Raw genomic sequence first — 20,380 nt, forward strand, 5'->3', positions numbered from 1 at the left:
AGCTTAGTCCTGCTGCGCGAGATCGGCCACCACGGCGTCCAGAACGGGAAAGCCGGCTGGCGTGACCTTGAGCCGGTTGGCGCTGGGCCTGGACACCAGGCCCTCGGCTTCGAGGAAACGGATCCGGCCGTCGTCGAGCGCGCGGCCGGACAGGGCCTCGTAGCGGGCAAGGTCGATACCCTCGGCGAGGCGCAGGCCCATGACGAGGAACTCGTCGGCATTCTCGATCTGGACCAGGTGTTCTTCGGCGATGATGCCGGTGCCGTGCCGCTCCACGAGGTCGAGCCAGGTCTCGGGATGCCGCTCCGTCGAGGTGGCGATCCGGCCGTTGCCAAGGGTGAGGCGCCCGTGCGCGCCGGGGCCTGCGCCGACGAAATCGCCGGATCTCCAGTAGATCATGTTGTGCCGGCACTCGGCGCCGGGGCGGGCATGATTGGAAATCTCGTAGGCCGGCAATCCGGCGGCGTTGCAGATCTCCTGCGTGAGATCATAGAGCACGCGCCCCATGTCCGGATCGGGCATGGCAAGCTTGCCGGCCTTGTGAAGCGCCTCGAACATCGTGCCGGCCTCGATGGTCAGTTGGTAGAGCGACAGGTGCTCGGCAGCCTCCCCGATGGCGCGGCGTAGTTCCGCCTCCCAGGCCTCGGGCGTCTGGCCCGGGCGCGCATAGATCAGATCGAACGAGTAGCGGTCGAAATGGCGCCGTGCGATGTCGACGGCGGCGAGCGCCTCATCGACCGAATGCATGCGCCCGAGGCTCTTGAGGTCGGTATCGTTGAGTGCCTGGACACCGAGCGACACCCGGTTGACGCCGGCCGCGCGGAACCCCTTGAAGCGCTCGGCCTCGACGCTGGTCGGATTGGCTTCCAGCGAGATCTCGCAGTCGGGGGAGATCGTCCAGAGCCTGGCGATCCGGTCGAGCACGGCGCCGACCGTGCTCGGCTCCATCAGCGACGGGGTGCCACCGCCGAGGAAGATGGAGGAGACGGTGCGCCCCGGCGTCCGTGCGGCAGCGCTACCAAGCTCGCGCGCAAAGCCTGCGACAAAGCGCTCCTGATCCGGCGCGGCGTGCCGGACATGGCTGTTGAAATCGCAATAGGGGCATTTGGACGCGCAGAACGGCCAATGGACATAGACCCCGAAGCCGGGATCACCCTTGCCGCCCATGCCTGGAATCGTGTTGCCCATCATCGGCTCAAGATAGGTCTCTCAAGCCGTCTTCGCGAGCAGCGTCTGGGCAAGGCCGATGAAGGCGCGGGCCCGGTGCGACAGGCCCTGGCCTTCCGGCGGCAGACCATGCTTCTCAGTCGCGGTCATTTCGCCAAAGGTGCGCTGGTGGCCGTCGGGCAGGAACATCGGATCATAGCCGAATCCGGCGGCACCGCGCGGCGGCCAGACCAGCGTGCCGAACACCCGCCCCTCGAAGATCGCCTCATCGCCGTCCGGCCAGGTCACGCAGAGTGCGGCGACGAAATGCGCGCGCGCGCCGGTCGTCGTGATCCCGCGCAGGGCCAGTTCGTGATTGACGCGGCCCATGGCGGCGTCGAAGTCGCGGGGGTTCCCGGCCCAGTCGGCGGTGAACAGGCCGGGCGCGCCGTCGAGCGCATCGACGGCGAGGCCGCTATCGTCCGAGATCGCCGGCAGCCCGGTGGCCGTGGTCGCGGCGCGCGCCTTGATCGCGGCGTTCTCGGCATAGAGCGTGCCGGTTTCTTCGGGTTCCGGTAGCCCAAGTTCGGCGGCCGAGACGATGTCGATGCCGTAAGGACGCAGAAGATCGCGGAATTCCGCGAGCTTGCCCTTGTTGTGGGTGGCAATGACCAGCTTCGTTCCGGGCGCGAGATGACGGGACGTCATGCCACGGCCGTCTTTTGCAGGTCGACCAGCCTGGCGCAGCCGGACTTGGCGAGCGCCAGGAGCTGCATCAGTTCATCCTCGGAGAAGGGCGTCTTCTCGGCGGTGCCCTGGATCTCGACGATCCCGCCCGAGCCGGTCAGCACGAAATTGGCGTCGGTTTCGGCTTCCGAATCCTCAGCATAATCGAGGTCGAGAACCGGCGTGCCATTGTAGATGCCGCAGGACACGGCCGCGATATGGTCCTTCAGCGGGTTGGTCTTGACCATCGAGCGCGCCTGCATCCAGGCGATGCAGTCGTGCAGGGCCACCCAGGCGCCGGTGATGGATGCGGTGCGGGTGCCGCCATCGGCCTGGATCACATCGCAATCCACCGTGATCTGGCGTTCGCCGAGCGCGGGCAGATCGACGATGGTGCGCAGCGAGCGGCCGATCAGCCGCTGGATCTCGTGGGTCCGGCCGGACACCTTGCCGGAATTCGATTCCCGCCTCGTCCGCTCCAGCGTCGCGCGCGGCAGCATCGAATATTCCGCCGTCACCCAGCCGCGGCCCTGGCCGCGCAGCCAGGCAGGCGGCTTTTCCTCGAGCGAAGCCGTGCACAGCACATGGGTATTGCCGAACTTCACGAAGCACGATCCTTCCGCATAGCGGGCGACCGCACGTTCGAGCGAGACGGGGCGCAGCACATCCGGAGCGCGTTTGGAGGGTCGCATGGCAGTTTCCCGGCTGGATCAAAGGTCGGGCGGTTCTAGAGGTCGCCGCCCATGGGGGCAAGGTTGCTTGCAAATGCCATCAAGCGCTTGATCATCGGGCCGTGACCGCCCAAGTTCATGCGTGGAGTATTGCCCCTTGTCCGCCGAATTTCCGCGTTCCGCATCGTCCCTGTCAGCGCTCGCCCAGCTCGACGAGCGATCCCGCGAGATTTTCCGCCAGATCGTCGAGAGCTATCTGGCGACGGGCGAGCCTGTCGGTTCGCGCAACCTCTCCAAGATTCTGCCGATGACGCTGTCGCCGGCCTCGATCCGCAATGTCATGCAGGACCTCGAGGAGGCGGGCCTCATATTCGCGCCGCACACCTCCGCTGGCCGCCTGCCGACGGAAACCGGACTGCGCTTCTTCGTCGATGCGCTGATGCAGTTCGGCGACCTCGCCGAGGACGAGCGCCGCTCGATCGATGCCCAGGTCGCGGCCTCAGCCGATGCGCGCCCCCTTGAGACCGTTCTCGCCGACGCCTCCCAGCTTCTGTCCGGCTTGTCGCGCGGCGCTGGCGTCGTGCTGTCCACGAAGTCCAATGCCCGCCTGAAACATGTCGAATTCGTCCGCATCGAGCCCGAGCGTGCGCTCGTCGTGCTGGTCTCGGAGGATGGCCAGGTCGAGAACCGCCTGGTGCCGATCCCCATGGGCCTGCCGCCTTCGGCACTGGTCGAGGCGACCAATTTTCTCAATGCCCGCATTCGGGGCCGAACGCTCGTGGAAGCGCGCGACGAGCTGCAGAACGCGCTCGCTTCCGCCAAGGCCGAGCTGGACGGTCTGACCCAGAAACTGGTCGAGGCGGGGCTGGCGTCCTGGTCCGGCGGCGATCCGGGCGCCCGCCAGCTCATCGTCCGCGGCCAGGCCAACCTGCTCGGCGATCTCCGGGCCATGGAGGATCTGGAGCGCATCCGGCTCCTGTTCGACGACCTCGAATCCAAGCGCGATCTCGTCGATCTGCTCGGGCAGGCCGAGACGGCGGAGGGCGTGCGCATCTTTATCGGCTCGGAGAACAAGATGTTCTCGCTGTCGGGCTCCTCCATGATCGTCGCGCCCTACCGCGATGGCCAGAGCCGCATCGTCGGCGTGCTCGGCGTCATCGGACCGACCCGGCTCAATTATGCCCGGATCGTTCCCATGGTGGACTATACCGCCAAGATCATGTCTCGTCTGATCAAGTGACCCTTGGTCAGGTTCGTCACAGGATCGCCACGGGATGCCGGTTGAATGCCAGGATGCGGCCCTGAAGGCCGCCAAACCATCGCCCAAGGAGATCGAGATGCACGGCAAGTTCGCCTGGAATGAGCTGATGACCGACAACATTCCCAAGGCGAAGGACTTCTACGCCCGCACCCTGGGCTGGACCTTCGATGCCTTCCAGGTTCCCGATTCGGAATACTGGATCGCCAAGACGCCCGACGGGGCGGCGGTTGCCGGCATCATGTCCCTGCCACCGGATGACCCGGAAGCCCAGCCCGGCTGGCTCGGCTATATCCAGGTCGACAATGTCGACCAGCGCATCCAGGCAGTCACCGCCGCTGGCGGCCAGCTGCTGCAGGATCCGTTCGACATTCCGGGCGTTGGCCGCATCGCGATCATTGCCGACCCCTCGGGCTCGGTCATCGGCTGGATGACGCCGCCTGTCCCGCAGGCCTGACGTCGATCTCAGGCGGCTGGCCGGTTCACCCTGCGCATCGTCAGGTTGATCCGGCCGCCATCCTTCAGGAGACCACTGGTGCCCGGAATGATCCGGTCGACGCCGTGGAAGGCGAGGCGCGCCTCGCCGCCGAACACCAGCGCATCGCCGGACGCGAGCTTGACCGACAGGGTCTTGCCGCCACGACTGGTGCCCCCGATGCGAAACAGCCCTGTCTCGCCGAGCGAGATCGACACGACGGGCGCGTCGAAATCCTGCTCGTCCCGGTCCTGGTGCAGTCCCATTCGCGTGCCGGGGGCATACCAGTTGATCAGGCAGGCCTCGGGCGGATGGGGATAGCCGGAGATGGTCGTCCAGACATCAAGCGCGGCGTCGGGAATGGCCGGCCACGGCTTGCCGGTCGCCGGATGCAGGGGCTGGTAGCGGTAGCCCGCGACGTCGGACACCCAGCCGAGCGGCCCGGCATTGCTCATCTTCACCGAAAAGGGCTTGGCCGTCCGCGGCATCACCGGCTGGAACAGCGGCGCGTCCCGCAGGATCTGCCGAAGCGCAGCGAGGAGGTCCTGCTGGGCCGCCAGGTCGAAATAGCCGGGATACCAGACGCAGCCTGGAACAACCGGAACGCCGTTCATCGCTGGGCGGGCTGCGGGGGCTGTACCGGAGCAGCGGGCGGCGGCCTTGGTCGCGCTGGGCGGCGTGCGGCTGGCGCTCCCTCTTCGGCCTGAGGCGCGCCGATGCGGGCCTCGATCGCGGCACTGCGCGCCTCGGTATATTTCAGCGCACAGAAGGCCGGGCCAATATCCGACGTCCCGTAATTGCGGCAGACGCGCTCGCGGAAGGCGCCAAAACCGGCCTGTTCCTGCAGGAACGTGCGACCCTCCGGGGTGGTGCGCAAACGGGCCTGCAGCACGCGACGGGCATCGTTCTGGCGGCGATCGGCCGTTCCGCGCGCGGCCTCGATCGTGCGGTCCGGCGGAATCTCGCGGTCGGTCGGCCCCCACAAGCCCGTCGGGTCGACGGTGCAGTCGTCGCTAAACCTGCAGGCGCCATCGGGCGCCGAGACGATCGCTGCATCCGGCAACATGTCGATCACCAGCGTGCAGCCGGGGAAGGCCGCCTCATAGCGCGACAAGCCAACCGGTCTGCCGAGCGAGCGCAGCGTCACCACCTGGCCGCCATTGAGATCGGGCGTGCAGACATTGCGGATGTCGTTGCCCCGGCGGCCGACGCCGGTCGCGTTGATGGTCAGGGTCTGCTGGGCACCGCTGCCGGACCGGTTGATGACCATGGAGCCCTGCTGCCCAAGGAAGCGCAGCGTGCGCCCGGGCAGCGTTTCCTCGCCACGCCGAAGCGGCGGGCCGACCGGACCGCGCGGTATCAGCGGATTGGCGGCCGATGGTGCAGCCCTCGCACCGGCCGGGCCGGAGGGCGCGCTGCCACCTTGCGGCGTCGGCGTGACAGCGCCCGGCAATTGCAGTTGTGCCTCCGCCTGGCCCGTGGCCAGGACAAGGAGCGTGGCAATTGCGAAGGGCAGGCTGGAGCGGAACATCAGGCGACCACAGGTGGAAATCCAGCCCACCCATAGCGCTATCGTTGCCGATGGTCACCTTGATCGAAGGACCCGCCACCCTTCTCTGCCGGGATGTGGCAACGATGCCTCACCAGTCGGCTGGGCGGCAATTCCACGAATTCCTTCACGCTCATGTGACGCCCCCGCTTGCGGCGGCAAATGGCTCCCCCTATATCCCGCCCAACCGGCGAGAGTTCCGAGGCTTTCGGGACTTCCCGCCATTCCAACCCCACACTGTATGAGGGGTCGGCGCGAACGGCCGCGAGGGGAATAGTCCCCGGGTGGCTGGTGATCGTCACGGGTGCTTCGGGCCCGGCCGACCCGCTTGATGAGGAGAAGACCATGGGCAAGGTCATCGGTATCGACCTGGGCACGACCAATTCCTGCGTTGCCGTGATGGAAGGCTCTACGCCGAAAGTCATCATCAATTCGGAGGGCGCCAACACGACGCCGTCGATCGTCGCCTTCACGGATGAAGAGCGACTGGTCGGCCAGCCGGCGAAGCGCCAGGGCGTCACCAATCCGGAGCGCACCATCTTCGCAGTGAAGCGCCTGATCGGCCGCCGCTTCGAGGATCCGACCGTCTCGAAGGACCAGAAGCTGGTTCCCTACAAGATCGCCCGCGCCGGCAACGGCGACGCCTGGGTCGAGGCCGAGGGCAAGACCTATTCGCCCTCGCAGATTTCCGCCTTCACGCTGATGAAGATGAAGGAGACCGCCGAGGCCTATCTCGGCCAGACGGTCGATCAGGCTGTCATCACGGTTCCCGCCTATTTCAACGACGCCCAGCGTCAGGCGACCAAGGATGCCGGCAAGATCGCCGGTCTCGAGGTGCTGCGCATCATCAACGAGCCGACGGCGGCAGCGCTCGCCTATGGCCTCGACAAGAAGGCTGCCGGCACGATCGCGGTCTATGACCTTGGCGGCGGCACGTTCGACGTCTCGATCCTCGAGATCGGCGACGGCGTGTTCGAAGTGAAGTCGACCAATGGCGACACGTTCCTCGGCGGCGAGGACTTCGACATGCGCCTCGTCGACTATCTGGCGGCCGAGTTCCAGAAGGAGCAGGGCATCGACCTGCGCAAGGACAAGCTCGCCCTCCAGCGGCTGAAGGAAGCCGCCGAAAAGGCCAAGATCGAGCTGTCGTCCTCGACCCAGACCGAGATCAACCTGCCCTTCATCACGGCCGATGCCTCGGGTCCGAAGCATCTCCAGCTCAAGCTCACCCGCGCCAAGTTCGAGGCCCTGGTGGACGATCTGGTGCAGCGGACCATGGAGCCCTGCCGCCTTGCCCTCAAGGACGCCGGCCTCACCGCCGGCCAGATCGACGAGGTTGTCCTCGTCGGCGGCATGACGCGCATGCCGAAGGTTCAGGAGATGGTGAAGCAGTTCTTCGGCAAGGAGCCGCACAAGGGCGTCAACCCGGATGAGGTCGTTGCCATCGGCGCTGCCATCCAGGCCGGCGTTCTGGCTGGTGACGTCAAGGACGTGCTGCTGCTCGACGTGACGCCGCTGTCGCTCGGCATCGAGACGCTGGGTGGCGTGTTCACTCGCCTGATCGACCGCAACACGACGATCCCGACCAAGAAGAGCCAGGTCTTCTCCACCGCCGACGACAATCAGTCGGCCGTGACGATCCGGGTCTTCCAGGGCGAGCGCGAAATGGCCGCCGACAACAAGAGCCTCGGCCAGTTCGACCTGATGGGCCTGCCGCCGGCACCCCGCGGCGTGCCGCAGATCGAGGTCACGTTCGACATCGACGCCAACGGCATCGTCAACGTGTCGGCCAAGGACAAGGGCACCGGCAAGGAGCAGCAGATCCGCATTCAGGCCTCCGGCGGCCTGTCGGATTCGGACATCGAGAAGATGGTCAAGGACGCCGAGGCCCATGCGGCCGAGGACAAGACCCGCAAGGAGCTGGCGGAAGCCCGCAACCAGGCGGACGGCCTCGTCCACTCGACCGAGAAGGCGATGGCCGAGCATGGCACCAAGGTCGGCGAGACCGAGCGCAAGGCCATCGAGGATGCGCTGGCTGCCGTAAAGGAAGCCATCAAGGAAGACGATGCCGAAGCGTTGAAGGAGAAGTCCAACACGCTGGCACAGGCTTCCATGAAGCTCGGCGAAGCCATGTATGCCGCCCAGAACGCCGCCGAGGGTGGCGATGGCGCGGAGCCGAAGAAGGACGATGTCGTCGACGCCGACTTCACGGAAGTGAAGGACGACAAGAAGAAGAGCGCCTGAGACCAGTAAGGTTTCCCGTCGAAACACCCCCGGACGTGAATCCGGGGGTGATCGCTTGAACAGGGGCTAAGAGCGCATTCGATGTCCAAGCGCGACTATTATGAGATTCTGGGCGTGGCCCGCGAGGCTGACGAGGCCGCGCTGAAATCCGCCTTCCGCAAGAAGGCGATGCAGTGCCATCCCGATCGCCATCCCAATGATCCCCAGGCCGAGCAGACCTTCAAGGAGCTCAACGAGGCCTATCAGATCCTGTCGGACGGCCAGAAGCGGGCGGCCTATGACCGCTTTGGCCACCAGGCCTTCGAGAATGGCGGCGGCCCGAACCCCGGCGGGTTCGGCGGCGATTTCACCTCCTCCATGTCCGACATCTTCGAGGAGCTCTTCGGCATGGGCGGCGGGCGTCGCCGTGGCCAGAGCGGCGGACGCGAGCGGGGCGCCGATCTCCGCTACAACATGGAGATCAGCCTCGAGGAGGCGTTCCACGGCAAGTCGGCGCAGCTGCGCATTCCGACCACCGTCTCCTGCGAGGTCTGCTCGGGCTCGGGCGCAACCCCCGGCTCCAAGCCGAAGACCTGCGGTACCTGCGGCGGCCATGGCCGCGTGCGCGCTTCCCAGGGGTTCTTCTCGGTTGAGCGCACCTGCCCGACATGCCAGGGCAGAGGCCAGGTGATAGAGGACCCGTGCAAGGCCTGTTCGGGTGCCGGGCGCATCACCAAGGAGCGCGTGCTCTCGGTCAACATTCCGGCCGGTGTCGAGGACGGCACGCGGATTCGTCTTGCCAATGAGGGCGAGGCCGGCTTCCGCGGCGGACCGCCGGGCGATCTCTACATCTTCCTGTCGCTGCAGCCGCACACCTTCTTCCAGCGCGACGGCCAGGATCTCTACTGCCGTGCGCCGGTCTCCATGGTGACCGCGTCGATCGGTGGCGCCTTCGAGGTGCCGACCATCGACGGTGGCCGCGCCCAGGTGAAGGTCCCCGAGGGCACCCAGTCGGGCAAGCGCTTCCGCCTGTCCGGCAAGGGCATGCCGGTGCTGCGCTCCAAGGTCGTCGGCGACCTCTACGTGCAGGTCGACGTGGAGACACCGCGCAACCTGACCAAGCGGCAGAAGGAACTCATGGCCGAGTTCGAGAAGGAGAGCTCGAAGGACACCCAGCCGGAAACGGCGGGCTTCTTCGCCAAGGCCAAGGCCTTCTGGGACGGGTTGAGCAAGGACGCGTAGCCGGCTCGCTATTCTGCCGCCATCGAACCTTTCAGCGGCAGCCGGGCAATCGCGCCCGGCACGGCGGCCGGCGCCGGCCGGTCCTCGAACTCCAGTGCCTCGATCCGTCCGCCGCGCTTGGCGATCTTGTCCGCCGAGGTCAGGATCTGGCCGAGATCGTCGGACGCCTGGCCGAAATGGCGCTGCAGGTTGAGCACCCGCTCCGACAGGCGTGACACGTCGTCGAGCAGCAGGCTGACCTCCTTCTGGATCACCTTGGCCTCGTCGCGCATCCGCTCGTCGCGGAGCAGGCCCTGCACCACCTGGACCGCCAGCATCAGCAGCGACGGGGATACCACCATCACCCGTGCGCGGAAGGCGCGCTGCATCACATCGTCAAAATGTTCGTGCAGGTCGGCATAGATGCCCTCCGACGGCACGAACATCAGCGCCATGTCCTGGGTGACGCCGGGGATCAGATATTTCTCCGAAATATCCTTCACATGGACGGCGATATCCGAGCGCAGCCGCTGGGCCGCCGCCTTCTTCAGGTCCTCCGACTTCGCCTCGCGCCACAGCGTGATCGCTTCCAGCGGGAACTTGGCATCGACCACCAGTCCCGGCGCACCGCTGGCAAGCCGGATGATCGCGTCAGGCCGCTTGCCGCCTTCCATGGTCGGCTGCAGCTCATAGCCGTTCGACGGCAGCCCGTCCGCGAGGATCGCCTCCATCCGGCCTTGCCCGAAGGCACCGCGCGCCTGCTTGTTGGCCAGCACGTCCTTCAGCGACACCACCTGTCCCGCGAGATCGGTCAGGTTCTTCTGGGCATTGTCGATGACGGCCAGCCGTTCGTTGAGGCGGCCGAGATTCTCCACCGTCGTGCGGGTCTGGCCCTCCAGCGACTGGCCAAGCCTGGTGGACAACCCATCCAGCCGTTCGCCAAGCGCGCGCGACAGATCGGAATGGCTGGACCCCATGCCCTCGGCCATGGCCTGCAACCGGCCGGTCAGCACCGACTGGTTGCGCACCATCTCGGCCATCCGGTCTTCCAGTTCCTGCGCATGGAAGGCGGCGCGTTCGGCCTCCATCTCGCGCGACCGGCTCTGCCGCCGCATCACAAAAAAAATGACGACCAGCATGACCAGCGCCAACCCGATCAGGGCGAGCACGCTTTCGCCGGCGGTGACGGGGCGACCTGCGAGGATGAGGACAATATCGGACATGGCTAAAGACTAGCCGATATCGAACAAAAAGGGAACAGGCGGCCTGCGCCGGCTGCCTCACATGTAGCGGCGGAGGTCCCGAGCAGCCTGTTCCGGATCGCGGGCGACGTCGAAGGTCGAAACGAAGGTGCCGTTGCGGTCCATCAGATAGACGAAGACCGTGTGGTCCATCGTGTAGTTGCCGGCTTCCAGCGGCACCTTGCGGGCAAAGGCGCGATAGGCGCGCATGGCCTGCGTGACCTGCTCCTCGGTGCCGGTCAGCCCGGAAATGCCGGGATGGAAGCTGCCGAGATAGGTCTTCATCAGGTCTTGCGTGTCGCGGGCGGGGTCGACCGTGACGAAATAGACATTCACCTTCGAGGCGTCGGTGCCGAGCTTGTCGAGCATCTGGGTCATCTCGAACAGCTTGGTCGGGCAGATATCCGGGCAATGGGTGAAGCCGAAGAACACCAGGCTCGGCTTGCCCTTGAGGTCCCGCTCGGTGATCGCCCGCCCCGTCTGGTCGGTCAGGGTGAAGGCGCCGCCGATTGCCGATGGACCGCTGGCAAGGCCGCCGCCGCCGGGCATGGTCATGTAGACGACGCCGGCCAGCGCGCTCAGGCCCGCGACCAGCAGCGCCAGCGACAGGATGAGAGCTACGGGCCGGGGGCCACGCCGCTTCGCTTCGGATGGTTTGGTCATTGCAGCCTCAGAAGCACCAGGCGAAGCCGGCCGCCAACGCATCCAGGAACACCTTGGCGCCCTGGCTCCACCACAGCAGACCGGCAGTCCCCATCAGCGCGGCGCAGCCGATCCCCACCGCCCATTGCGCAAGGCGCGGCGTGCGATCGGTATCGGCCGGGATCTGGTCGAGGCTCATGGGCAGCAAATCTAGTCCAGCGAGCCTGCCAAAGCAAAACACGCGGTAGAATGGCTCATCCCCTTTTCGTGAAGGGCAGCACTTCCTAACTTGAGTGCATGCGCCCCGAGGACCTGCTGCAGCCAACCCCCCGTGGGCTCTATTGTCCGCCGGCCGATCTCTACATCGACCCCGTGCGTCCCGTCGGACGCGCGCTGATCACCCACGGCCATTCCGATCATGCCCGCTCGGGCCACGATGCGGTGATGGCGACCGCGGCCACCCTCAAGATCATGGCGATTCGCTATGGCGAGGCCTTTGCCGGCACGACCGAGGCCACCGACTGGCGCGAACCTGTCGAGATCAACGGCGTCCGCTTCACCTTCGTCCCCGCTGGCCACATCCTCGGTTCCGCCCAGATCGCGGTCGAGCACAAGGGCCTGACCATCGTTGTCTCGGGCGACTACAAGCGCGCCTCCGACCCGACGGCGGAGGCCTTCGAGGTCGTCCCGGCCCATGTCTTCATCACCGAGGCGACCTTCGGCCTGCCGGTCTTCCGCCACCCCGTCGCCGCCGGCGAAGTGGCGAAACTGCTCGACTCCGTCGGCCTCTTCCCCGAGCGCGCCCACATGGTCGGCGCCTATTCGCTCGGCAAGGCGCAGCGCGTCATGGCGCTCATCCGCGCCGCCGGCTACGACCGCCCGATCTTCATCCACGGCGCCATGGAGAAGCTGACGCGCTTCTACGAGGCCCAGGGCTTCGACCTCGGCGATATCCGACTGGCCAAGGGCGAGACGAAGGAGGCGCTGGCGGGCGCGATCGTCATCTGTCCACCGAGCGCCACCCGCGACATCTGGGCGAGGCGGTTCCCCGATCCGGTCACCGCCTTCGCCTCGGGTTGGATGCGAGTCCGCGCCCGCGCCAAGCAGGGCGGCATCGAACTGCCGCTGGTCATCTCCGACCATTCCGACTGGGACGAACTCGGCCAGACCATCCTCGACACCGGCGCGGGCGAGGTCTGGGTCACCCACGGCCAGGAAGACGCACTCGTCCACTGGTGCGGCACGAGGGGGATAAAGGCGAAGCCGCTGCGGCTCGTCGGCTATGGCGACGAGGGCGAGGCGGAACCCGCTGGCCCCGAGGCGGCCACATGAACCGCTTCGCCGCTCTCCTTGATCGTCTTGCCTATGAACCGCGCCGCAACGCCAAGATCCGCCTGATCTCCGACTATTTCCGCTCGACGCCCGACCCGGAACGCGGCTTTGCGCTGGCCGCGATGACCGGTGGCCTGACCTTTCGCAACGCCAAGGCGGGGCTGGTCAGGGGCCTGATCGCCGAGCGCGCCGACCCGGTCCTGTTCCAGCTCTCCTACGACTATGTCGGCGACCTCTCCGAGACGGTCGCGCTGATGTGGCCGGCGCCGGCCCTTCCCGAGGGCCACAACCATCCGCCACCGCCGTCCCTCTCCGAGGTCATCGACGCACTCGCCACCACGGGCAAGAGCGCTCTGCCGAAGCTTCTCGCCTCCTGGCTCGACGCGCTCGACGAGACCGGTCGCTGGGCGCTGCTGAAGCTGATCACTGGTGCCCTCCGCATCGGCGTGTCGGGCAGGCTCGCCCGCACCGCCGTCGCCGAGCTCGGCGGTCGCGAGCCCGACGAGATCGAACTGGTCTGGCCCGGCCTGAAGCCGCCCTATCTCGACCTCTTCGCCTGGATCGAGGGGCGGGCCGAGCGGCCCGAGGCCATCGATCCCGCCCCGTTCCGGCCGCCCATGCTCGCGCACGCCATCGAGGACGCGGACTTCACAAAGCTCGATCCGGCCGATTTCGTTGCGGAGTGGAAATGGGACGGCATCCGCGTCCAGGCGGCTGCCGGGGCGATCGAGGGCGGGCGGGTCGCCCGGCTCTATTCGCGCACCGGCGAGGACATTTCCGGCGCCTTCCCCGATCTGATCGAGGCTCTTGGCTTTGACGGCGCCATCGATGGCGAGTTGCTGATCCTGCGCGAGGGTCGCGTCCAGAGCTTCAACGTGCTGCAGCAGCGGCTGAACCGCAAACAGGTCTCGCTGGCGCTCATGGATGAGTTTCCCGCTCATATCCGTGCCTATGACCTCCTGTTCGATGGTCCCGATGATCTGCGCGAACGCCCCTTTGCCGAGCGCCGGGCGCGTCTGGAGGCGCTGGTCGCCCACCACGCCCATCCGCGCCTCGATCTCTCCGATATCGTGCCCTTCGCGGACTGGGATGCGCTCGCCGCCTCAAGGCTCGATCCGGCTTCGGCGGGCGCCGAACTCGATGCCGAGGCGATCGAGGGTCTGATGGTCAAGCGGCGCGATGCGCCCTACCTGCCGGGGCGGCCCAAGGGCCTCTGGTACAAGTGGAAGCGCGACCCGATGGTCGTCGATTGCGTGCTGATGTATGCCCAGCGCGGCCATGGCAAGCGCTCCAGCTTCTATTCCGACTTCACCTTCGGCGTCTGGCGCCAGTCAGCCTCGGGACCGGAGCTCGTCCCTGTCGGCAAGGCCTATTTCGGCTTCACCGACGAGGAGCTGAAGGAGCTCGACCGCTTCGTCCGCAACCACACGATCAACCGCTTCGGCCCGGTGCGCGAGGTCACCCACACGGCATCCCAGGGGCTGGTGCTGGAGATCGCCTTCGAGGGGCTGCAGCGCTCCACGCGCCACAAGTCCGGGCTCGCCATGCGCTTTCCCCGCATTGCCCGCATCCGCTGGGACAAGCCACCGGCCGAGGCCGACCGGATCGAGGCGCTGGAGGCCCTGATCAAGGGGTGAGGTTGGTTCAGCTCGCCCCATCCGGGGTTACTCGGCCAAGTAAGAGGTCGCTCGTTGCCGGCCTCCCGCTCAACCCTCTCCACCGTCATGGCCGGCCTTGTGCCGGCCATCCACGTCTTGGGCTCCGTTCGCCGGCTCGTTGAAGGCGTGGATGCCCGCCACAAGGGCGGGCATGACGGCGCTAGACCCTCTGAACGCGTGTCTGAATCACCCTCGCAATTGTCCCCGTCACCGCCCGGAGCACCCCACAGCAGGACAGAGACCTCGCTCCGCCGCGCCCCCGGAAAACCTACCCCCACGGCAGAGCTATCCTGGAACAGGAGAGAGGTCTCGCTCCGCTGTCCGCGCGGCAACCATGCCTGCGCCGCCTTTGCATCTCCGACCTTTCATGCGAAAGCCGGAGCAACCTTCCGGCATCGCCCCCATGACGCTCTCCGACCTCCTCCACTTCGCCCGCACCTTCATCCTGCCCTGCCTGATTGGCGCGGCCGGCGGTCTCGCGTTCGAAGCGCTGGGCCTGCCCGCGGCCTGGCTGTCGGGTTCGCTGGTGGCGGTCACCATCGCCGCCTTCTCCGGCCTGGAGGTGAAGGTGCCGGGCTGGATGACCTCGGCCATGTTCCTGCTTATGGGCACCGTCATGGGCTCGGCGGTCACGCCTGACACCCTCAGGCTCATGCTGTCCTGGCCGATCTCCATGGGCGGGTTGCTGATCCTGGTGCCGGCCATTGTCGGCGGCATCGGTCTCTACCTCGTCCGCGTCGAGGGCTATTCCCGTTCCACCGCCTTCTATGCCTCCATCCCTGGCGCGATGAACTATGTCATGGCGCTCACCCTCGGCTCGAAGGCCGATGCCCGTTCCGTCGTGGTCGTGCAGAGCTTCCGCCTGGTCCTGCTGGTGGCGGCGTTGCCCGGTTTCCTGTCGCTCGCGGGCCTCGGCACGGTGGTGATCAAGCCGCCGCCTGCAGGCCCCATCGCGTGGTGGGATTTCCCGCTTCTGTTCGTGCTGTCCTTCTCCTGCGGCCTCGGCATGGAGCGCCTGCGGGTGCCGGGAGGCGCAACCGTCGGCGCCATGATGGCAAGCGCCGTGCTGCACGCCACGGGCCTCGTCACCGCGCTGGTGCCGCAGCCGCTGACCATCTTCGCCTTCATCACCATGGGCGTGCTGATCGCGGGCCGTTTCGCCGGCACCTCGCTGATCGAGCTCAGGATGCTGCTGCGCCCCTCGGTCGGCGCCTTCCTGGTTGGTACCGGCGTCACCATCGTGGTGGCGGCGGCGGTCGCCTTTCTCGCTGGCCTGCCGCTCGGCAAGGTCATCCTCGCCTATGCGCCGGGCGGCATCGAGGCCATGGCCATCCTCGCCTTCGTGCTCGACATGGACCCGGCCTTCGTCAGCGCCCACCACATCGTGCGCTTCGTCGGCATCGCGGTGCTGCTGCCCTTCGCGGCGCGGCTGATCCTCGGACCCGAGGATCGCGTCTGACCGTTGCGTTGGGCTCGAGGCTTCCGCTAGGTAGACTGCAGTTCTCCGGGGGTTCCTGCCGATGCTTCGCCTGTTCATCCGTGCCGGCCTTGCCGCCGGCCTCATGACCCTTGTGCCCCATGCCGCGAGTGCCAGCTGCACGGCGCCCTCCATCGCGGTCCCTACCCCCGGCGGTTCCTTGCCGCGCACCAGCGCCAAGCTGCGCGCCGGCCAGGCGCTGCGCATCCTCGCCATCGGCTCGTCCACCACGGCGGGCGTCGGCTCGGGCGGGAACGGCTATGCCCAGCGCATCGGCCCGCTGATCAAGGCGCGCGCGCCGCAGGTGCCGCTCGAGGTGATCGTCTCCGGCGTCTCCGGCGAGACCGCGTCCGGCGCCGCGGGGCGCCTTGCCTCCGAGATCGCCAGCCACCGCCCCGATCTCGTCGTCTGGCAGCTCGGCACCAACGACGCCAATTTCGGTGTCTCAGCCGACCGCCTGCGCGCCACCATCCAGGCGGGCCTCGGCACCATCCGCGCCGGCGGCGCCGATGCCGTGCTGGTCGATCCGCAATTCTCGCGCTGGGCGCAGGGCGGCGAGGCGACAGGCACCGCGGCCCGCATCATCGCGGAAGAAGGCGCGCGCAGCGGCGTGACGGTCGCCCGCCGCTTCGCCGCCATGCGCAGCCTCGCGGGCAGCAACCGGCCGCTGTTCGACACGCTGATCGCGTGGGACGGCCTGCATCTCACAGCCACGGGCCACGCCTGCATGGCCGAGCAGGTGGCCGGCACCATCATCCGCACCGCTCTGAGATGAAGCGTGCCTGTCATCTTGTCTTTGGGTAAGGCGATCATCACATTGTGACCGCCGGCAGTGAGCCGGCTCTGGCCAGGAAGCGTCGAGATGAGCAGCCCCACGCCCACGACCACGAAGACCGTCGTGCCCTCTCCCATGCAATATCTCGATCGCGCCACCGGCGTGCTGCGCGATCTCGGCCTCATGCCGTCCAAGATCGACGAGCAGCCGATCATCGCGCTGCTGCAGAAGATCTCCGACCTCGATCAGGACCGCGTGGCCGTCATCGCCCGCACCCTCAACCAGGTCGGCGTGTTCAACGAGGTCGTGCGCAATCAGGTCGCCGGCATGGAGGTCGGCGAGCGCTACGACCTCATCACCAAGAGCTTCAATTCGATCCGCGACGATGCCAAGCGCATGGTCGACCAGCTGGCCGATGGCAAGCTGTCCACCTTCGAGCGCATCGAGAATGTCTGGACCAAGGTCCGGCGCGGCGACATCGCCACCCGCTTCGATTCGATCCGCGTCACCTATCTCGACGTCGCCCGCGCCACCAAGGACCAGATCCAGCGCGAAGTGACCATCCTCGACGCCTATCGCGACTTCCGTGGCGCGATGAAACAGGCCGAGGTCATGGCGCTGGAAGTGCTGGAAAAGGCCAATGCCAAGCTGCAGGCCAAGCAGGAGGAGCTGAAGGCCTCCTCCGAGGCGGTCAGCGCCTATACCGGCACCGTGCCGGCCGAGCGCGCCAATCTCGAACTCGTCCGCGACACCAAGCTGCGCGAGATGCAGGACGAGGAGAAGCGGTTCCAGATCTCCAAGGATCTCTCCGACAACCTGACCATCGGCTACAACACGTCCGAGGTCATCATGGCGCGTCTGATGCAGACGACCAACGCCAAGGAGCGGGTCTATGCCCAGGCGATCTCGTTCTTCTCCACCAATGACGCGGTGCTGACCGCGCTGAAGGCCTCGTTCACCGGCCTGCAGGGCCTGCACGAATCGACCAAGACGCTGAACGAGATGAAGGAGGGCGTCTCCAAGTCGCTCGAGACCCTCTCGGAGATCGGCGACAAGGTGCAGGAGGCTGCCTTGCGCGCCGGCTACGGCCCGACCATCCGCGCCGATGCGGTCAAGAAGCTGGTCGAGTCCGTGGTCACCTTCCAGGAGAAGTCCGGCGAGATCATCCTGGAGATGCGCAAGCTCTCGACCAAGAACAGCCAGGAGATCCGCGACGTCGTCGAGGACGGCAAGCGGCGCCTGGCGGCTCTCGCCGAAAAGGGCGCGGCCCTCGGCATGTGAGGCGATGGGCGTGGAGGAGCGAGGTCCTCACCTCTCCCCGTTCACGGGGAGAGGTCGGCAGCGTCAGCTGCCGGGTGAGGGGCTTTCGCCGCTTGCTGCCAGCCCCTCACCCGCCCTCGGCTTCGCCTCGGTCGACCTCTCCCCGCAGGCGGGGAGAGGTAAGCCTCGCGCCATTCTCTTCCAGTCTGCGGCGAGCCGCCTCGTGCTGACTGAATACGAAGTCCGGAGCATCGCCCGATGACCGATACAGCTGTTGCCCCCACCGCTCCGCCACCGGCGGCGCCGCTCGACGACGTCATGCTCGCCATGGATGTCGTCGACACGCTGCGCCATCAGGAGCGCGTGGTCGAGAAGGCGATGAGCGAGGGCGACCGCGAGGAAGACCTCGTCGAGCGCCTGCGCCAGATCTATCGCAACCAGGGCATCGAGGTCTCCGACGAGGTGATCCGCCAGGGCGTCAAGGCCCTGCGCGAGGAGCGCTTCGCCTACAAGCCGCCGGCCGACAGCCTGTCGGTGAAGCTCGCCCGCATCTATGTGACCCGCGGCACCTGGGGCAAATGGGCTCTTGGCGCGGTAGCGGCGCTCGCCATCGGCTTCGGCACGCTCGCCTACCAGGGTTATGCGGCCAATGTCGAACTGACCCGGACCATTCCGGCCGAGATCACCCGGCTCTCCGGCGACATCGCCCGCGAGGCGACCGCGGATGCCGCCAAGGTGCGGGCAGCGGCCATCGTCGCCGAGGGACAGGCCGCGGTCCGCGACGGCAAGGCCGATCTCGCCCGCAAGGCGGTCGGCGATCTGGAGCGGCTGCGCGATGATCTGCGCGCCGAATATGACGTGCGCATCGTCTCCCGGCGCGGCGAGCAGACCGGCTTCTGGCGCGATCCGCCGGGCCAGTCGACAGCACTCAACTATTACCTCGTGGTCGAGGCGATCGACCGCGCCGGTCGGGCCCTGCCGCGCACCATCACCGAGGAGGAGGGCGGGTCCACCTCCACGGTGACCAAATGGGCGGTGCGGGTGCCGCGCAGCCTCTATGACGAGGTGCGGCGCGAGAAGGAAACCCGCGGCTTCCTGCAAAACCCGGTGCTTGGCAGCAAGGCGCGCGGGCAGCTTGAACCGACCTGGCGGATCGCCCTTCCGGGCGGCGCCATCACGCGCTGGTAGGAGCGGGCCATGATTCCCGGACATTCGGCGCTTGGCGGCATCGAGGGCGCGCTCGCCCAGGTGAGGACGGAGGAGGCCGATGCCAGCCGGAGGCTGGACGAGGCCCTGCGCCAGATAGCGGAAGCCAAGACCCAGGAGACCGAGGGCTATCGCGACCTCGCGGCCTTCCGCCTTAAGAACTCCGATGGCCTCGGTGGCCGGCTGACCCAGGTGGCCACACGGGTCCGCGCCGTCATGGCGCTGCGCGCCAACGATCGCCAGACGCTGGACAAGCAGCTCGCCGCGCTCGAGCAGGAGATCACCAAGATCGCCGCCGACCGGGAGGCCTTCGCGGGTGCTCTGGCGGCCGCCGAGGAAAAGCGGCGCGCCGTCGAGAACGAGGCGCAGGTGGGTCTTGCCGCCAAGAGCGACTATGCGGCGCTGCGCGCCGATGCCGAGCAGGCCGTGCGCGTCGCGCAGGAATCGGAGAAGAAGGCGAAGCTCGCCGAGGACGAACTGGAGGCCAAGCGCAAGCCTTACGAGGACGACCGGCTGTTCATGTATCTCTGGCGGCGCGGCTACGCGACGTCGGCCTATCAGGCCGGCAATATCGCACGCCTGCTCGATGGCTGGGTGGCCCGTCTCGTGCGCTATCAGGATGCCCGGCCGAACTACGCAACCCTCACCGATATTCCGCCGCGTCTGCGCGCCCATGCCAATCGGGCGGCGGCGCTCGCCGTCGATGCGGTGGAGAAGATCAAGGCTCTGGAGAGCCAGGCCTATGTGCAGAGCGGCGGCGAGCGCGCCAATGCGGCGGTTTCGGCCGAACAGGCGCGTCTCGACCAGCTCGATCGCGCCCGTGCCGATGCCGAGACGCGCCACGGCGAGATCGAGGCCGCCATCGAGGCCTTCGGCCGCGGCGAGGACCAGCGCTACCGCGAGGCGGTGGGCCTGCTCGCCGAGGCGCTCTCCGCCGAGGACCTCAACCGCCTCTACCAGGACGCCCGCGCCACGCCCTCGCCCGATGACGAGGCGATCGTCACGAAGATCGGCGCCGCCCGCAATCGGCAGGACGATCTCGATACCAGCGTGAAGCGCATCCGCGCCGAACTCGCCGATTTCGCCCGCCGGCGCAACGAGGTGTCGCAGGTTGCCACCGGCTTCCGCCGGCAGCGCTACGATGCCGATGGCTCGGTCTTTGACAATGACGTGGTCGGCACGCTGCTGCGCGGTCTGGTCACCGGCGTCATCACCGCGGCCGATTACTGGTCACGCATGGAGCAGGGCCGGCGCTGGAGCCAGGGCCATCAGGATAGCGGCTCGTGGGGCGGTGGCGGCTCCTGGGGTGGCGGCGGCAGCGGCGGCTCATGGGGGCCGGGCCCCTGGTCGGGCGGGGGCTCCTCCGGCGGGTCGTCAGGCGGATCCTGGGGCGGTGGCTCGTCCGGGGGCGGCTCTTCGGGAGGTGGCTCATGGGGCGGTGGCGGCCGCACCGACAATTCCGACTTCGAGACCGGCGGCAAGTTCTGAGGGGCGCGCTGCCTCCGATCCGAACCGCCGCG

19 protein-coding genes are annotated in these 20,380 nt (G+C 67.4%); 11 read left to right on the forward strand and 8 right to left on the reverse strand.

Annotation, left to right across the window (positions count from 1 at the left end):
- Positions 1-3: 3 nt before the first annotated feature.
- From hemW to rph, 3 genes are read right to left on the reverse strand one after another with little or no spacing between them, the layout of a single operon-like run.
- Complete coding sequence (gene hemW / locus E8L99_RS06250; protein WP_137101987.1) at positions 4-1,167, reverse strand: radical SAM family heme chaperone HemW; 1,164 nt, start codon at positions 1,165-1,167, stop codon at positions 4-6.
- A gap of 42 nt (positions 1,168-1,209) precedes the next feature.
- The gene (locus E8L99_RS06255; protein ID WP_137098731.1) at positions 1,210-1,854 is read right to left on the reverse strand and encodes a non-canonical purine NTP pyrophosphatase; all 645 of its coding nucleotides are present in this window, start codon (positions 1,852-1,854) and stop codon (positions 1,210-1,212) included.
- Entirely contained in the window at positions 1,851-2,564 is a 714-nt protein-coding gene (gene rph, locus E8L99_RS06260; RefSeq protein WP_137098732.1) for a ribonuclease PH, read from the reverse strand. Before rph ends, E8L99_RS06255 begins: the two co-directional genes overlap by 4 nt.
- Positions 2,565-2,700: 136 nt before the next feature.
- Between rph and hrcA the strand changes: the two genes are divergently transcribed.
- Together hrcA and E8L99_RS06270 are read left to right on the forward strand one after the other, a co-directional pair.
- On the forward strand, positions 2,701-3,783 hold the full coding sequence (gene hrcA, locus E8L99_RS06265; protein ID WP_137098733.1) for a heat-inducible transcriptional repressor HrcA: 1,083 nt from the start codon (positions 2,701-2,703) through the stop codon (positions 3,781-3,783).
- Positions 3,784-3,817: 34 nt separating this feature from the next.
- Entirely contained in the window at positions 3,818-4,258 is a 441-nt protein-coding gene (locus E8L99_RS06270; RefSeq protein ID WP_252511278.1) for a VOC family protein, read from the forward strand.
- An 8-nt stretch (positions 4,259-4,266) separates the two neighbouring features.
- Here the strand turns inward: E8L99_RS06270 and E8L99_RS06275 are convergent, their stop codons facing one another.
- On the reverse strand, positions 4,267-4,890 hold the full coding sequence (locus E8L99_RS06275; protein ID WP_137098734.1) for an alpha-ketoglutarate-dependent dioxygenase AlkB family protein: 624 nt from the start codon (positions 4,888-4,890) through the stop codon (positions 4,267-4,269).
- Positions 4,887-5,807, reverse strand: a complete 921-nt coding sequence (locus tag E8L99_RS06280; protein ID WP_137098735.1) for a hypothetical protein — start codon at positions 5,805-5,807, stop codon at positions 4,887-4,889. Before E8L99_RS06280 ends, E8L99_RS06275 begins: the two co-directional genes overlap by 4 nt.
- Positions 5,808-6,170: 363 nt before the next feature.
- Here E8L99_RS06280 and dnaK point away from each other — a divergent pair, with 363 nt between their 5' ends.
- A complete protein-coding gene (dnaK, locus tag E8L99_RS06285) occupies positions 6,171-8,069 on the forward strand; it encodes a molecular chaperone DnaK (protein WP_137098736.1) in 1,899 nt (632 codons plus the stop codon).
- An 81-nt stretch (positions 8,070-8,150) separates the two neighbouring features.
- The gene (dnaJ, locus tag E8L99_RS06290) at positions 8,151-9,290 is read left to right on the forward strand and encodes a molecular chaperone DnaJ (RefSeq protein ID WP_137098737.1); all 1,140 of its coding nucleotides are present in this window, start codon (positions 8,151-8,153) and stop codon (positions 9,288-9,290) included.
- 8 nt (positions 9,291-9,298) lie between these two features.
- Here the strand turns inward: dnaJ and E8L99_RS06295 are convergent, their stop codons facing one another.
- The 3 genes from E8L99_RS06295 to E8L99_RS23715 are packed head-to-tail and all read right to left on the reverse strand — an operon-like array spanning position 9,299 to position 11,351.
- Positions 9,299-10,492: a DNA recombination protein RmuC gene (locus E8L99_RS06295; RefSeq protein ID WP_137098738.1), complete on the reverse strand. Its 1,194-nt coding sequence runs from the start codon at positions 10,490-10,492 to the stop codon at positions 9,299-9,301.
- A 57-nt stretch (positions 10,493-10,549) separates the two neighbouring features.
- Positions 10,550-11,173: an SCO family protein gene (locus tag E8L99_RS06300; protein ID WP_137098739.1), complete on the reverse strand. Its 624-nt coding sequence runs from the start codon at positions 11,171-11,173 to the stop codon at positions 10,550-10,552.
- A gap of 7 nt (positions 11,174-11,180) precedes the next feature.
- Positions 11,181-11,351 (reverse strand): hypothetical protein, encoded by a 171-nt coding sequence (locus E8L99_RS23715; RefSeq protein ID WP_168201586.1) that lies wholly within the window; start codon positions 11,349-11,351, stop codon positions 11,181-11,183.
- A 98-nt stretch (positions 11,352-11,449) separates the two neighbouring features.
- Between E8L99_RS23715 and E8L99_RS06305 the strand changes: the two genes are divergently transcribed.
- The 7 genes from E8L99_RS06305 to E8L99_RS06335 all read left to right on the forward strand — a co-directional run bounded on the left by E8L99_RS06305 (position 11,450) and on the right by E8L99_RS06335 (position 20,348).
- Positions 11,450-12,484, forward strand: coding sequence for a ligase-associated DNA damage response exonuclease (locus E8L99_RS06305; protein ID WP_137098740.1), 1,035 nt, complete (start codon positions 11,450-11,452; stop codon positions 12,482-12,484).
- Positions 12,481-14,121, forward strand: coding sequence for a cisplatin damage response ATP-dependent DNA ligase (locus E8L99_RS06310; RefSeq protein ID WP_137098741.1), 1,641 nt, complete (start codon positions 12,481-12,483; stop codon positions 14,119-14,121). Before E8L99_RS06305 ends, E8L99_RS06310 begins: the two co-directional genes overlap by 4 nt.
- Before the next feature lie 424 nt (positions 14,122-14,545).
- Positions 14,546-15,601: an AbrB family transcriptional regulator gene (locus tag E8L99_RS06315; RefSeq protein ID WP_168201587.1), complete on the forward strand. Its 1,056-nt coding sequence runs from the start codon at positions 14,546-14,548 to the stop codon at positions 15,599-15,601.
- A 61-nt stretch (positions 15,602-15,662) separates the two neighbouring features.
- On the forward strand, positions 15,663-16,394 hold the full coding sequence (locus tag E8L99_RS06320) for an SGNH/GDSL hydrolase family protein (protein ID WP_137098743.1): 732 nt from the start codon (positions 15,663-15,665) through the stop codon (positions 16,392-16,394).
- A gap of 87 nt (positions 16,395-16,481) precedes the next feature.
- Positions 16,482-17,675, forward strand: coding sequence for a cell surface protein (locus tag E8L99_RS06325; RefSeq protein WP_137098744.1), 1,194 nt, complete (start codon positions 16,482-16,484; stop codon positions 17,673-17,675).
- A 237-nt stretch (positions 17,676-17,912) separates the two neighbouring features.
- Entirely contained in the window at positions 17,913-18,842 is a 930-nt protein-coding gene (locus tag E8L99_RS06330) for a DUF6384 family protein (RefSeq protein ID WP_137098745.1), read from the forward strand.
- Positions 18,843-18,851: 9 nt separating this feature from the next.
- Positions 18,852-20,348, forward strand: coding sequence for a coiled-coil domain-containing protein (locus tag E8L99_RS06335; RefSeq protein ID WP_137098746.1), 1,497 nt, complete (start codon positions 18,852-18,854; stop codon positions 20,346-20,348).
- The last annotated feature ends 32 nt before the right edge of the window (positions 20,349-20,380 follow it).

The organism is Phreatobacter aquaticus (assembly GCF_005160265.1).
Lineage (GTDB): Bacteria > Pseudomonadota > Alphaproteobacteria > Rhizobiales > Phreatobacteraceae > Phreatobacter > Phreatobacter aquaticus.